This is a genomic window from Micromonospora sp. WMMD558, assembly GCF_049315255.1.
Lineage (GTDB): Bacteria > Actinomycetota > Actinomycetes > Mycobacteriales > Micromonosporaceae > Micromonospora.
Genome location: NZ_CP186061.1, coordinates 1,032,157 through 1,045,978 on the forward strand (window position 1 = coordinate 1,032,157; position 13,822 = coordinate 1,045,978).

At 73.3% G+C, this 13,822-nt stretch carries 11 protein-coding genes and 1 riboswitch; of the genes, 4 read left to right on the forward strand and 7 right to left on the reverse strand.

What is annotated here, in order from left to right:
- The first annotated feature begins 116 nt into the window (after positions 1-116).
- Both ACN26Y_RS04965 and ACN26Y_RS04970 read left to right on the forward strand, forming a co-directional pair.
- The gene (locus ACN26Y_RS04965; RefSeq protein WP_422734402.1) at positions 117-1,463 is read left to right on the forward strand and encodes a YibE/F family protein; all 1,347 of its coding nucleotides are present in this window, start codon (positions 117-119) and stop codon (positions 1,461-1,463) included.
- 166 nt (positions 1,464-1,629) lie between these two features.
- A riboswitch (cyclic di-AMP (ydaO/yuaA leader) is annotated at positions 1,630-1,760 on the forward strand.
- A gap of 4 nt (positions 1,761-1,764) precedes the next feature.
- Positions 1,765-2,781 carry a coiled-coil domain-containing protein gene (locus tag ACN26Y_RS04970; RefSeq protein WP_422734403.1) on the forward strand — a complete coding sequence of 339 codons (1,017 nt, stop codon included), beginning with the start codon at positions 1,765-1,767 and terminating at the stop codon, positions 2,779-2,781.
- A 104-nt stretch (positions 2,782-2,885) separates the two neighbouring features.
- Here ACN26Y_RS04970 and ACN26Y_RS04975 read toward each other — a convergent pair whose 3' ends face one another.
- Complete coding sequence (locus ACN26Y_RS04975; RefSeq protein WP_155329137.1) at positions 2,886-3,611, reverse strand: carbonic anhydrase; 726 nt, start codon at positions 3,609-3,611, stop codon at positions 2,886-2,888.
- Positions 3,612-3,818: 207 nt separating this feature from the next.
- On the opposite strand from ACN26Y_RS04975, the gene ACN26Y_RS04980 reads away from it, so the two are divergent.
- Positions 3,819-4,181, forward strand: coding sequence for a helix-turn-helix transcriptional regulator (locus ACN26Y_RS04980; RefSeq protein ID WP_155329138.1), 363 nt, complete (start codon positions 3,819-3,821; stop codon positions 4,179-4,181).
- 9 nt (positions 4,182-4,190) lie between these two features.
- A complete protein-coding gene (gene mycP / locus ACN26Y_RS04985) occupies positions 4,191-5,426 on the forward strand; it encodes a type VII secretion-associated serine protease mycosin (protein ID WP_422734404.1) in 1,236 nt (411 codons plus the stop codon).
- 69 nt (positions 5,427-5,495) lie between these two features.
- Here mycP and ACN26Y_RS04990 read toward each other — a convergent pair whose 3' ends face one another.
- The 6 genes from ACN26Y_RS04990 to eccCa form a co-directional block, all read right to left on the reverse strand.
- Positions 5,496-6,854 (reverse strand): WXG100 family type VII secretion target, encoded by a 1,359-nt coding sequence (locus ACN26Y_RS04990; RefSeq protein ID WP_155329139.1) that lies wholly within the window; start codon positions 6,852-6,854, stop codon positions 5,496-5,498.
- Between the two features lie 15 nt (positions 6,855-6,869).
- Entirely contained in the window at positions 6,870-7,412 is a 543-nt protein-coding gene (locus ACN26Y_RS04995; RefSeq protein ID WP_155329140.1) for a hypothetical protein, read from the reverse strand.
- 31 nt (positions 7,413-7,443) lie between these two features.
- Positions 7,444-8,925: a S8 family serine peptidase gene (locus ACN26Y_RS05000; protein WP_422734405.1), complete on the reverse strand. Its 1,482-nt coding sequence runs from the start codon at positions 8,923-8,925 to the stop codon at positions 7,444-7,446.
- Positions 8,926-9,007: 82 nt separating this feature from the next.
- Positions 9,008-9,286 (reverse strand): WXG100 family type VII secretion target, encoded by a 279-nt coding sequence (locus ACN26Y_RS05005; protein WP_155329142.1) that lies wholly within the window; start codon positions 9,284-9,286, stop codon positions 9,008-9,010.
- Positions 9,287-9,314: 28 nt separating this feature from the next.
- Entirely contained in the window at positions 9,315-9,623 is a 309-nt protein-coding gene (locus tag ACN26Y_RS05010; RefSeq protein WP_155329143.1) for a WXG100 family type VII secretion target, read from the reverse strand.
- A gap of 218 nt (positions 9,624-9,841) precedes the next feature.
- A complete protein-coding gene (gene eccCa / locus ACN26Y_RS05015; protein WP_155329144.1) occupies positions 9,842-13,804 on the reverse strand; it encodes a type VII secretion protein EccCa in 3,963 nt (1,320 codons plus the stop codon).
- Positions 13,805-13,822 lie beyond the last annotated feature (18 nt).

Consider the following 13,822-nt stretch of genomic DNA (forward strand, 5'->3'; position numbering starts at 1 on the left):
CACGGTACGTGGCCACGGAACCACCCTCGGACACCCCTCATGAGGAGTTCCGGGAGCCGCTGAACCGTTCGACCCGCCGGCCCGTACCCCGCCCTGGATTCGTTGGGAGACACTCGATGGGCGCCGACCACACCCGTCCCGCTCCGCCCACCCCGCCCGGGGTGCGGCGGATCCTCATCGCGACGGTGGTCCCCCTCTTCCTCGCCACCCTGGTCGCCGCCCTGGTGCTCTGGCCTCGGGACACCCGGGAGGCCGACGCGGGCACCGAGCCGCCCCGCTACCACGGCACCGTCACGAAGGTGGTGACCGAGCCGTGCCCGCCCACGCCGGAGGCACCCGGGGGCGGCCCGGCGACGGGTGACGGCCCGTGCGGCACGGTGACGGTCCGGGTCGAGCAGGGGCCGGACTCGGGGCAGCAGGTCGAGACTCCGGTACCGGCCGGGCCGGGTGCGCCCGAGGTCGCGGTCGGCGACGAGATCATCCTGGTCGAGCTGACCGATCCGGCCGATCCGTCGGCCAGCGCGTACAACATCGCCGAGCACCAGCGCGGTGAACCGCTGGTCTGGCTGGTGGCGCTCTTCGCCGCGGCGATCGTCGCGTTCGGCCGGTGGCGTGGCCTCGCCGCGCTCGCCGGCCTGGCCGCGAGCTTCGCCATCCTGCTGACGTTCGTCCTGCCGGGGATCAGCGCCGGCCGGCCGCCGCTGCTGGTCGCGGTGGTGGGCGCCGCACTGATCATGTTCGTGGTGCTGTACCTCACGCACGGCGTCACCGCACAGACGTCGGTGGCGGTCCTCGGCACGCTCGGCAGCCTGGTGCTCACCGGCGTGCTCGGCACGCTCGCCACCGCGGCCACGCACCTGACCGGGTACGGCAGCGAGGAGGCCACCACCCTGTCGATGTTCCAGGCCGACGTCGACCTGCACGGCCTTCTGCTGGCCGGCATCGTCATCGGCTCCCTCGGCGTGCTCGACGACGTCACCGTCACCCAGGCGGCCACCGTCACCGAGCTGGCCCACGCCAACCCGGGGCTGACCCGGGGGCAGCTCTACCGGTCCGCGACCCGGGTCGGCCGGGCACACATCGCCTCCACGGTCAACACGATCGTGCTGGCGTACGCGGGTGCCTCGCTGCCCGTGCTGCTCCTGCTGACCGCCGACTCGCGGGCCGCGACGCAGATCCTCACCAGCGAATTCCTCGCCCAGGAGATCGTCCGCAGCGCCGTCGCGACGCTCGGCCTGATCGCCGCGGTTCCGCTCACCACCGCGCTCGCCGCCCTGGTCACCACCGCCGGGCGGCGCGGTGGCGGGAGAGCGGGCGCGGACGCCCCCACTCCGGCGCCCCGCCCGGCCGCCGGACGGACGGACGCCCTGGAGGCGCTGAGCACGCCGCGCGCCGGCACCACCGCCCCCGCCACCCCTGGTGGGTGGCCCGACCGAGACAGGAGTACGGACGCCGGATGGTGACACTCCGCACGGTGACGACGCCGTCCCACCCGTCTGATGAACGCGTCACTGATCACGCAGCGCACATACGAAATAGCGCATTTGGTCGGCTTCCGGACGTAGATCCCCAGCACTCCTGTCAGGTAACCTCGCTGCCGGTCACCGCCGAACGCGCGCACCGGCGCCAGCGGGGCCACCGCCCAATCGCCGCGAGGCGAGCCGGGGAACCAGGTACGTGGGGTGAATCCGCGCCAGCGGTAGGGGCCGCTTCCGTCCCGAACCCGTCAGCTAACCCGGTCGGCGGTCGACGGAAGGGAACACTGTGACGGCACCCCTACGCCGCTGGTCGACACCCGTGGTGGCCGTGCTCGCCGCGCTGGCCGTGTTCGCCGGGCCCGTACCGGCCTCGGCCGCCCCCACGGCACCCCCCAAGCCCTCCGGGCACGACGCGGAGCCGAAGCTGCTCGGCGACCTCATCGAGGCCCGGAACCGCGAATTCGTCAAGGCCCAGGCGCAGCTGAAGAAGTCCCAGGAGCGTCGCCTCGCCCTCGAACTGGAACTCCGGCGCGCACAGGCCGACCTCGACGCCCTGGCCCCCCAGGTGAACGAGATCGCCGCCCAGTCGTACCGCACCGGCCGGATCGGCGCGATGTCGATGCTGCTCGGCGCGAAAACCCCCGACTCGTTCATCGCCCGCGCGTCGGCCCTGGACGAGCTGAACCTCGTCAACGACAAGCGCCTCGCCGTGGTCAACGCGGTGCGGAACCGCGCCCAGCAGGCCAAGCTGGCCCTCGACGCCGAGGTCCGCGAACAGCAGAAGCTTGCCAACGACCTGAAGCGTGGCAAGACCGAGGCCGAGAAGGCCCTCCGCCTGGTCGGCGGGCAGGGGCTCACCGGCGGCCTGGTCAGCGCCGAGTCCCCGGTCGCCCGGATCGCCCCGGGCCGCACCGCGGACGGCGACTGGCGGTCCGAGTCGTGCAGCGAGAACGACCCGACCACCGCCGGCTGCGTCACCCCCCGGACCCTGCACATGTACAACGAGGTGCGACGGGCCGGTTTCAAACGGTTCGTCGGCTGCCACCGCTCCGGCGGCCCCTTCGAGCACCCCAAGGGACGTGCCTGCGACTGGTCGTTGCAGAACAGCGGGTTCAGCTCGTGGCACAACAACGACATGCGCCGGTACGGCAACGACCTGACCGCGTTCCTGGTCCGCAACGCCGACCGGCTCGGCATCTACTACGTGATCTGGAACCGGCAGATCTGGTTCCCGGCGACCGGCTGGAAGTCGTACAGCGGGCCGTCCAACCACACCGACCACGTGCACGTCTCGTTGCTGTAGCCGACGACGGGAAAGGGCCGCCCCGCGATGTGCGGGGCGGCCCTTCGCGTAGGTCGGTCGGCGGCGGGTGTCGTCCGGCGGCGCGGCCGTGCGGGCGGCGAGGGTCAGGCGGCGGCGTGGGCGGCCGGGTCCGCGGCGGGCAGGTCACCGATCCCGGCCACCGTCCGCACCTCACCGGCGGCGAGACGGTACGACATGCCGGCGATCGCGCACCGGCCGGCGGCCACGGCCGCGGCGAGCGCCTCCGACTGCTCCGGCATCGCCTCGACGGTCTGCGCGATATGGACGTCGACGATACCGTCGAGGTCGGTGACACCCTCGGCGTCGGCCCGGCGCAGGCTGGGCACCACGGCGTCCACCACGGCCCCGAGGTGCCCGGGTGGCCGGGTGCCGGTCGCGTCCGCCTGACGGGCCGCCTGGACCGCGCCGCAGGAGTCGTGGCCGAGCACGACCACCAGCGGCGTACCGAGCACGGTGACCGCGTACTCGACGCTGCCGAGCACCTCCGGGCCGAGGGTGTGCCCCGCGGTCCGGACCACGAACAGGTCACCGAGGCCACGATCGAAGATGATCTCGGCGGCGAGGCGGGAGTCGGAGCAGCCGACGATCACGGCGAACGGCTGCTGCCCGTCCGCCACCGCCGCCCGACGTCCGGCGTCCTGGTTGGGGTGGCGCGGCTCACCGGTCACGAACCGCCGGTTGCCGGCGTACAGCTCGGCGAGCGCCTGCTCGGGCCCGGCTGGACCAGCGACGGCGGCAGCCCCGCTCGTAGGGCCGGCGGCTTTCCGATCCGGGCCCGGCTGCGTGCCGGGCGTTCCGGGACGACTCATCCCCTCACCTCGTCCTGGGTGGGCGAACCTGGTGGGACCCGGACCGGCGCTGGACGCGGGCTGTCACCCACCGTCACACGCAGCACAACGCACGTCAAGATATGCGTGATATGTGCTTCATATGTCGTCGGCCCCTTGCAGTCGCCCTGTTGATCACCCCGAGAGCCGCGGGTCGGGCGTGCCACGAACCGGAACGACGGAAATACGATGTCGGGCATGGCGACAACAGGAGCTCAGGGGAGCACCCGGAACTGGACGTTCCTCACCAACCACGGGCACGTGCTGCTCGCCATCGCCCGCAACCCCACGGCCCGGCTGCGGGACGTGGCCGACGAGGTGGGCGTCACCGAGCGGGCCGCGCAGGCGATCGTCGCCGACCTCGAGGCGGGTGGTTACCTCCAACGCACGCGGGTGGGCCGGCGCAACGAGTACACGCTGAACCCCGCCGGCCGCTTCCGGCACCCCGCCGAGGCCGACCGCCAGGTCGGCGCTCTCCTGGCGCTCTTCACCGACGAACCGGCGGACGACGGCGCGACGGGCGGCACCCGCGCCGGCGACGGGCGGCGGTAGTCTCACCGCGTGCGCGAGAGCTTCCGACCGGGCCGGCCCGCTTTCGCCCGCCGGGCCGGGGCACGGGTCCTCCTGAGTGGAGTCGCCCTCCTCCTGCTCGGCACCGTCGTCGTCGCGCCCGCTCCGGCCGTGGCGGCGCCCCGCTGCGGGCCGCCGGGCACGGCGGCGCCCACCGAGACGCCGTGGCCGCTGCGCCGGCTGGAACCGGCGTCGGCCTGGCGCCTCTCGCGGGGTGCCGGGGTCACCGTGGCGGTCATCGACTCCGGGGTCTCCGCCACCCACCCCACCCTGCGGGGCCAGGTGCGCGCGGGGCGCGACTTCAACAGCCTTCCCCAGGAGCAGGGCCAGTGCGACCTGGCCGGGCACGGCACGATCGTGGCGGGCATCATCGCCGGCCGGGAGGGGACCGGGGTCCCGTTCAGTGGCATCGCGCCGCAGGCCCGGATCCTTCCGGTGCGCGTACTGCCGAACACCCGCACCACAGTGGACGAAGGGCTGCCGGGTGAGATCGCGCGGGCGATCCGCTGGGCGGTGGACAACGACGCCGACGTGGTCAACCTGTCGCTGGTCACCCTGGACCGGCCGGACCTCGCCGACGCGGTGCGGTACGCGCTGGACGAGGGCGTCGTGGTGGTCGCGGCGGCCGGCAACCGGCAGGAAAATCAGCAGGACCTGCCCGCGTACCCGGCCGCGTACCCGGGCGTCATCGCGGTCGCCGGTGTGGACGAGCAGGGCGGCCACGTGGGCAGTTCGGTGAGCGGCGAGTACGTCGACATCGCCGCCCCGGGCCTGAACATCGTCGGCCCCGCCCCGGGCGGCGACGGGTACCTCGCCGAACCGCAGGGCGGCACCAGCTTCGCCGCCGCGTACGTGTCCGGTGTGGTGGCTCTGGTGCGCGCCGCGTACCCGGACCTCGACCCGGAGCAGGTGGCCGACCGGCTCGCCCGGACGGCGGACAGCCCGCCCGACGGCCACAACGCCGAGGTCGGGCACGGTGTGGTCAACCCGTACCGGGCGGTGTCCGCCCTGCTCGGGCACCGGAGCGACCCGCCGCCCGACGCGTTGGCCGCTCCGGCCGCGCCCGAGGACCCGCTGGCCTGGCAACGCGACGTGGCGCTCTGGGTTGCCGCCACCGGCGCGCTGGTGGCGGTGCTGCTCCTGGCCGTCAAGCCGATCCTGGATCGGGGCCGTCGGCGCGGCTGGCGACCGGGCCGCCGCCCGGCCGACCCCAGCACGACCACCTGACCGGACGCGCCACCGCCCGCACCCGCTCCCTGGTCCGGGGGGCGGTGCGGGCGGTGGCGTGACGTCGGATCAGCGCAGCACGCCGGGCGCGCCGCCGCCGTCCGCGCCCCAGACGTCCTCGTCCTCTTCGAGCCAGGTGTTGCGGGGAACCTCCTCGTCGCCGTACCCCGCCCCGCCGTGGCCACCCATTCCGGCGACGCCGCCGACACCACCACGCGCACCGGCACCCCGGCCGGCGGCGCCCCCGACGCCGGCCGCGCCGGCACCCGGCACTCCCCGGCCGGCACCCCGGCCACCCGCGCCCCGGCCGGCACCGGCCGCACCGCCGCCCATCATCGGCGCCATCCCAGCACCCGCACCGAGCTTGCCGGCCCCGCCGAGCCGGCCGCCGGCACCGCGGCCGCCACCGCGGCCCGCGCCGGCCATACCGCCACCCATCATCGGGGCCATGCCCGGGGTCACCGGGCGGCCCAGCGCACCGCCACCCGGGATCATGCCGCCGCCGGCCAGCCCCGCACCGCCACCGGCACCGCCGCCGGCTCCGAGACCGGTGGTGCCGGGCAGGCCGCCCCCGCCGAGACCGGGCGCGGTGGCGGTGCCGGCACCGGCCAGACCGCTGCCGTAGTCGTCGGCGAGACTGCCGGTGCCCGGCGTGTACCCGCCGCCGGAGCCGTAACCGCCACCGCCGGCCAGGTCGGGGTGGGCGCCGGAGCCGATGCCCGGGGAGCCGGTACCGGGCATACCACCGGCGCCGAGCGAGGGTCCGCCGCCGCCGATGCCGCCCGTGGAGGGCATCCCGCCGGCGCTCGGCGCGCCGCCGAGCCCGCCCGCGCCGCCCGGGCCGGTGCCGAGGTCCGGCGTACGCATGTCCGGCGACGTGTCGACCTGTTGCGGGCTCGATCCCGGCATCCCCTGGTCAACCGCGACGTAGTCGCCGCTGACGTCGCCGTAGACCTTCGCCGCCTCCTCGGACTTGTCGTTGATCCAGTCGTAGAGGCCGGTCAACGGGTCGAGCAGACCCATGAAGTCGGGCTTCACCCGCATCTCGAACAGGCCCGTGTCGATGACGAGCCGCCCGTTGCGCGCCTCCAGGACGTCGTTGACGCAGCTCGCCGGGACCGGGAACGCCGACTGCGCGGCGGTCAGCCGGTCCGCCGCGTTCCGCAGCGACTGGACGATGCCGTCGTGGCCCTCGGCGTCCTGGACGATCTTCTCGGCTCTTGTCGCCATTCCGGTGACCTTTGTCTTGAAGGCCTCGTACGCCTCGCCCTTCCAGACCTCGCCGAGATCCTTGACGTTCTTGTCCAGGCTCTCCTTGACCGCCGTCACGTTCTTCAGCAGCTGCTCCCAGAGCGAGGCGGCGGTGGCCACGTCACCCGGCCGGCCCGCGACCACCACCTGCTGGCACATCTCTTCCCAGCTCGGCACCGCTCCCCCTCCCCGTCAGGCCTTCTGCTTGGAGGCGTCGCTGAAGACGCGCTCCATCTCGGCGGCGGACATCGCGTTGGCCCGCTCGGCCGTCTCGTAGTTCTCCTTGACCTCGCGCAGCGCGTTCGCCGCCTGGTACAGGTCCGCGGCGAGGTTGCGGACGTTCTGCTGGGTGGTGGTGAAGAGCGAGGAGTGCTTCGTCGCCAGGTCCTGCGCCCTCGGGAACGTGCCGAGCGGGCTGGTGTCGGTCGGCATGCCGGCGGTGGCGTTGCCGCCCATCCGGTCCTGGATCTCCACCATCTGGTACGACTGCTTGTGCAGGAAGTCGGCGTGCGACTCCAGCCACCGGATGGCCTCCTCCAGGCTGGTGGCGTCCCACTCCGTCCGCGCACCGGCCTCGTTCGCCCCGGGCATCAGCGCCGTCGGCCGATCCGCCCGGTTGACGTTGTCCATCGTGACGCCGTCGAGGTGCATCGTGGGCACCAACGGTGTGATCGGCACCGGTATCGGATTGTCCAGCCGGATCTCCTCCGGCTGCTGGGCCCGGTCCTCCGTCATCGGTTCCTCCCCCTAGCCGACTGGATGTGACTTACTGCTGGTGCGCACCGGGTGCGGGCGGAGGCGGCGTGGGCGCGCCGGACGCCGCGGGGCCGGACGCGAACCCGGACTGGCCGGTCGGCGGTGGATACGTCTGCCCCGGCACCGATCCCGGCCCGACCGGCTGGCCCGGCGGGAAGCCCGGCTGGCCGCCCTGGCCCGGCGGGAAGCCCGGCTGGCCCGGCGGGAAGCCCGGCGGCACCGGATGGCCGGCGCCGGGCGGCGGGTAGCCCGGTGGCCGGAGACCGGGCGGGCCCACCGGTGGCCGGCGGCGGGAGCGCCGGATCAGCACCACGACGAGAACCACGAGGCCGATCGGCACGGCGAGACAGAACGCGCCGCTGATCCAGGCGCCGGGGCCCTTCTTGAAGGTGATGGCTACGGCCGGTCCGTCGTCCTCGTCGGCCACCGCCGTACGCGTCGGGGCGGCCGAGGCGTCGGCCGGGGACGTCAGCAACGGGTTCGACCGGACGGCCGGCACCGAACGGGTGAGCGCGGCGACCGGGTCGACGGCCCCGAAGCCGTACTGGTCGTCGCGCCCGGGCCCGCCCCCGTCGCGGGCGGTGCGGATCATCAGGTTGATCACGTTGGCCGCGTCGAGATCCGGGTACCGTGCTCGGACCAGAGCCGTCACGCCGGAGACGATCGCGGCGGCGTCGCTGGTGCCGCTCGCGATGCCGTACCCGTTGGGCGACACCGACCGGGGACGCGGAGAGATGATGTCCTCCATCGGCGCGGCCAGCACCGCCTCCGGCCCGTGCACGCTCTCGGCGAACGCGGTGCCGCGCTTGGTCAGGCCGGTCACGGCGATGACGCCGGGGATGTTGGCGGGGCTGTTCACCCGCGTGGCACCCTGCTTCCGGTTGCCGGCGCTGGCCACCACGACCGCGTCCTTGTCGAGGGCGTGGCGCACCGCCTGCACCAGTCGCTCGCGTTCCGGGCCCGCGGTCACCGGGAGCGGACCCTTCTCGCCGGAGGAGACGTTGATCACGTCGGCCCCGTTGTCGGCGGCCCAGCGGATCCCCTCGGCGACGTCGTCCGTGTCGAACGGCCGACCCACCGCGACCGGCAGGATCCTGGCCTCGGGTGCGATGCCGAGGTGCCGCATCTCGCCGCCGCCACGCGACGCGACGAGGCCCGACATGGAGGTGCCGTGCGCCTTCTCCTTGTCGTCGTCGCGGCGGCCGTCGGAGCCGCTGGCGTTCCCGACGCCGGTCCCCTTGAGCACCTGGCCGCGCAACTCGGGGACGGTCGGATCGACGCCGCTGTCGACGACGGCCACCGTCACGCCGCGCCCCTTGGTGATCTGGTGCGCCTGCGCGATCTTGAGCGAGTCCAGATACCACTGGAGCCCGCGGATCGTGTCGGCGGCCCGGGCCGGGGCGGGCGCGACCAGCGAACCGGCCCCGACGGCCAGGGCCACGACGGCGGCGCTCAGCGCCAGCAGTGGCCGGAAACGATTCCCCGTACCCATGACTCCCCCAGGAACACTCGGCTGCGAACACGGCGCGGCTCCGGCCCGGTCTGACCGGACCGGAGCCGCGTCGGCGTTCGGATCAGCCCCACACCTTGGCGTTGCTCATCTCGGTGTTGACGTAGTTCTCGCGGGCGATGCCCACGGCGCCACCGATCTCGTTGAGGATGCGGTTGATGTCGCGCACCGCCGAGTCCCACTGGGCCTGGTGCTGCTCGTAGGCGGCCCGGTCCTGGCCGTCCCACTGGAGCTTCGACAGCATCGAGCGCAGCGTGTCCAGCTTCTCGTCGATGGTCCGCGAGATGGTCTGCATCTGCTGGTTCGCGTTCTCGAGGACCGCGTAATCGACCTTGATGCTCATGAGTTCCTCCCCTGCTCGTCTCGTCGGATCACGGGTTGAGAGCAGAGTGGAACTTGTCCAGCATCTGCTGCTGCTCTTCGTCGTTGACCTGGTGCGTCGTGCCCGACTTGTCGAGCAGGTCGGCGATGTTGTCCATCGCCGTCAGCAGCTTGGCGGTGTTGTCGTTCCAGTTCTGCATGAGCGTCTGGAACCCGGTGGACGCCTGGCCCTTCCACGCGATCGCCAGATCGTCGACCACGTTCCACAGCTTCTTGAGCTCACCGTCGACCTCGCTGCGCGTGGACCGCACGTCACTCGCGGCGGTATGTAGAGTCGCTGCTTCGACCTCGAACGCCATGCTTCACACCCCTCCGTCTTCTTGTGGCGGCGGATCTGCCGCGCCCCTCCCCCGCGGCAAGGCACACAACCCCACCGACGGACACTCCTCAGAAGACCGTAGCGGAACGGAGCAACGCGGCGCAGCCCCGCCCGGCCTCAAATGTGACGGACGGTGACGCGTTCGTTGCTGGCGCAAATGTCGACTCCGACAGCACCGGCGTCCATATCGGACACCGCTCAGGCCGGCTCCGCCCAGGCGGTCTGGATAAGCTGCTGACCGTCCCGCCGCCGGACCAGCGTGCCGCGCCCCGGCGGTTGCGGACTGGGCCGCAGAGTGCCGAAGACCGCGCCCTCCTCCCGGTTGCCGGACATGAGCAGGCCCGGGGAGTCCAGCTCCCGGAGACGTTGCAGCACCGGCTCGTACAGGGCCCGGGCCACACCGCCGACCCGCCGCGTGACGATCAGGTGCAGGCCGATGTCGCGGGCCTGCGGCAACAGCTCGTGCAGCGCGCTGAGCGGGTTGCTCCCGCCCGAGGCCACCAGGTCGTAGTCGTCCACCAGGATGTAGAGGTCCGGGCCCTTCCACCAGCTACGGTCGCGCAGCTGGGCCGTGGTGACGTCCGGGCCGGGCAGCCGGTTCGACAGCGCGCTGCGGATCGAGGCCAGCCCCTGCGCGAACACCTGGTTCGAGGGGGCGTAGTCGAGCAGGTGGTCCCCCTCGACCGCGCCGAGCAGCCCGCGCCGGTAGTCGGCGATGACCAGGCGGGCCTGGGCCGGCGTGTACCGCTCGGTGATCCCCCGGGCGATCAGGCGCAGCAGGTTCGTCTTGCCGCACTCCGCGTCGCCGAACACCGTCAGGTGCGGTTCGTTGGCCAGGTCCAGGTAGACGGGGGCGAGCGCCGACTCGTTGACACCGATCGGCAGGCCGGGCGCCGAGCGGTCGATGATCCGGGCCAGCTCCGTGACGGGCAGCTTGCGCGGCAGCAGGCGTACCTTCGGCGCCGGCCGGCCGGGCCAGGCGGCCGCGACGTGCCGGGCGAGGGCGACCGACGCCTCGGTCAGGTCCTCGATGCTCCGGCGACCGTCGATCCGCGAGACCCCGGTGAGAAAGTGCAGCTTGTCGCGAGTCAGGCCCCGACCAGGTGAGCCGGTCGGGACGTTCGCGGCGGCCCGCCGGTCGATCTCCGACTCGTTCGGGTCGCCGAGGCGAAGTTCCAGCTTCGTGCCGAGCAGGTCCCGCATGTTGATCCGGATCTCCGCCCACCGGACGGCGGTCAGGATCACGTGTACGCCGAAGCCCAGCCCGCGGTTGGCCAGGTTCGTGATGGTCTGCTCCAGCTCCTCGTACTCCTGGCGCAGCGTGTTCCAGCCGTCGACCACGAGGAAGACGTCACCGAACGGGTCGTCGGCGAACTCACCGGCGGCCCGGCGGCGGCGGTAGCTCGCCACCGAGTCGATGCCGTACTGGGCGAACCGGGTCTCCCGGTCGTCCAGGACCGCCACCACCTCGGCCACGGTCCGCCGGACCGCCTCGGTGTCCCGCCGGCCGGCGACGCCGGCCGTGTGCGGCAGCCCGTCCAGGCTGCGCAACGCGCCACCGCCGAAGTCGAGGCAGAAGAACTGCACCTCGCGCGGGGTGTGGGTCAGCGCGAGCGACGCCAGCAGCGTCCGCAGCATGGTGCTCTTGCCGCTGAGCGAGGCGCCGACGATCACCACGTTGCCGCCGGCGCCACCCAGCTCCACCAGCAACGGGTCGCGGCGCTGCTCGTACGGGCGGTCCACCACGCCCACCGGGACGGTGAGCTGGCCGCGGCCTCCCCAGTCTGCCGTGCAGAGCCCGTACGTCGGATGGGCGCTGAGCGCCGGCAGCAGCTCGCCGAGGCCGGGCGGGTCGGCCAGCGGCGGCAGCCAGACCTGGTGCGCCGGGCGGCCCTGCCCCGTGATCCGGTCGATCAGCACGTCGAGCATCGCCACGGCCTTGCCCTCGGCCGGCTGCTCCGGTTCCGGGGTGGCCGGCACCGGAACCTGCGGGTCCCGCACCGGGAGGTAGTCCACTCCGTACGGCACGATCCGCCGCTGGACCATCGCCTGTGAGGCCGCGGCCACCTGCCCCGGCGCCCGGTACGGCCCGGAGACGTACGCGGCCCGGAACCGGAGCATCGTGCTGGTGTCGGTCTTCAGGTAACCGTGGCCCGGGGCGTTCGGCAGCTCGTACGCGTCCGGCACGCCGAGCACGATCCGGCTCTCCACCGCGGAGAAGGTGCGCAGACCGATCCGGTACGACAGGTGCGTGTCCAGACCGCGCAGCTTGCCCTCCTCCAGGCGCTGGCTGGCCAGCAGCAGGTGCACCCCGAGCGAGCGGCCCAGCCGGCCGATCATCACGAAGAGGTCGATGAAGTCGGGCTTCGCGGCGAGCAGCTCGCTGAACTCGTCACAGATGATGAGCAGGCTCGGCATCGGCTCCAGCGGCTCGCCGGCCGCCCGGGCCTTCTCGTAGTCGTACCGCGAGACGTAGTTGCCGGCCGCACGCAGCACCTCCTGCCGCCGGGTCATCTCGCCGGCGAGCGCGTCCCGCATCCGGTCGACCAGTGGCAGCTCGTCGGCGAGGTTGGTGATCACCGCGCTGGTGTGGGGCAGCGCCTCCAGGGAGGCGAAGGTCGCGCCGCCCTTGAAGTCGACCAGGACGAAGTTCAGCTCCTCCGAGGAGTGGGTGACGGCGAGCGCGCCGACGATCGTCCGCAGCAGCTCGCTCTTGCCGGAACCGGTGGCCCCGATGACCAGACCGTGCGGGCCCATGCCCTCGTGCGCGGACTCCTTGAAGTCCAGCTCCACCACGTTGCCGTCCGGCCCGACGCCGAGCGGGATGCGCAGCCGGTCCCGGTGGCTGCGTGGCCGCCAGGTCTGGTGGACGTCCAGCGTGGCGGCGTCGCCGACACCGAGCAGGTCGGGCAGCTCCATGCTGCGGGCCAGCGGCTCGTCGGCGGTGGCCTGCTGCTGGGAGAGCCGGAACGGGGCCAGCTGCCGCGCCAGCCCCTCGGCGGCGGAGGCGCTCAGCCGGTCGGGAGTGCCGAGCCGGGACGACGTGGTGCCACGGACCAGTTCCAGCGAGGTGCCGTCGCCCACGTCGAGGCAGAGCAGCCAGCGGCCGGCGTCGCGCGGCACGGCGCCGGAGAGGTCGATGACGGTGGCACCGAGCAGGCCCGCCCCCATCAGCTGGCAGGTCGCCGAGACCTCGCCGCCGTCGATCACCACCACCAGGTGCGGCAGCGTCGTGAGCGGCTTCGCCTCCGGGGCGAAGCGGGGCCGGCCGGCCAGCTCGCCGGCGAGCGACTCCTCCGCCTCGGCCAGGCTCGGGAACACCAGCCGGCGCGCACCCGCCGCGTCACTTCGTCCACTGTGGTGGGCGTGCGGCAACCACTTCACCCAGTCCCAGGCGCCCTGGCGGTCGGGGGCCGCCACCACCGCGACGACCAGGTCGTCCGGCGCGTGGAAGGTCGCGAGTTGGCCGAGGGCGGCACGGGCCAGGTCCAGCACCGGCTCGCGGTCGCCGCGCAGCACCACCCGGCTGAACGCGCGCACCGACAGCGCGGTCGGCAGGTCCGGCACGGTCGAGTGGGCGCGCACGAACCGGCGCAACGCGATCGCGCTCATCGGCTCCAGGTCCTCGACCGGTTTGGTCTCGGGCGGCACGATCTCCACCGCGAGGCGCTGCGGGCCGGTGGCGATGCGGGTCTCGCCGAAGTCGTCCTCGGTGATCCGCCGCTCCCACAGCCGGCGCGACGCGGCGACCGACCACAGGGCGTCCGGCTCCGGGTGGCGCCACGCCATCGCGGCCCGCTGCTGCTCGGCGGCGCGCCGGGTGCGCTTGCGCATCTGCGCCAGGTACCGCATGTAGTCGCGGCGGTCGGCGTTGAGCTCCGCCTTGTCGTTGTTGCCGTGGCTCAGCGAGCCGATCGCCATCCCCAGCATCGAGATGCCGAAGAGACCACCGGCGACGTACGTCATCATGCCGCCGCCACGTCCGGCGTAGAGGAACGCCATCGCGCCGACGCCGCAGACCATCGGCAGGATCATCAGCAGCTGACCCATCCCGCGCGGCGTCGGCTCCGGCAGTTCCGGCGGCGACTCCAGCAGGACCTCGCCCCGCGGCAGGGCCGGGCCCGCCTGGCGTGGCGGTCGGCGGAAAACCACCGTGCTCACGGTTGTCCCCTTCCCCCT

What these genes read in the sequence shown, in the direction of transcription:
- ACN26Y_RS04975 (WP_155329137.1), bottom strand. Translation starts at nt 3,611, where the DNA reads ATGAGTCGTCCCGGAACGCCCGGCACGCAGCCGGGCCCGGATCGGAAA.
- ACN26Y_RS04980 (WP_155329138.1), top strand. Translation starts at nt 3,819, where the DNA reads ATGTCGGGCATGGCGACAACAGGAGCTCAGGGGAGCACCCGGAACTGG.
- ACN26Y_RS05000 (WP_422734405.1), bottom strand. Translation starts at nt 8,925, where the DNA reads ATGGGTACGGGGAATCGTTTCCGGCCACTGCTGGCGCTGAGCGCCGCC.
- ACN26Y_RS05010 (WP_155329143.1), bottom strand. Translation starts at nt 9,623, where the DNA reads ATGGCGTTCGAGGTCGAAGCAGCGACTCTACATACCGCCGCGAGTGAC.
- ACN26Y_RS04995 (WP_155329140.1), bottom strand. Translation starts at nt 7,412, where the DNA reads ATGACGGAGGACCGGGCCCAGCAGCCGGAGGAGATCCGGCTGGACAAT.
- ACN26Y_RS04965 (WP_422734402.1), top strand. Translation starts at nt 117, where the DNA reads ATGGGCGCCGACCACACCCGTCCCGCTCCGCCCACCCCGCCCGGGGTG.
- ACN26Y_RS05005 (WP_155329142.1), bottom strand. Translation starts at nt 9,286, where the DNA reads ATGAGCATCAAGGTCGATTACGCGGTCCTCGAGAACGCGAACCAGCAG.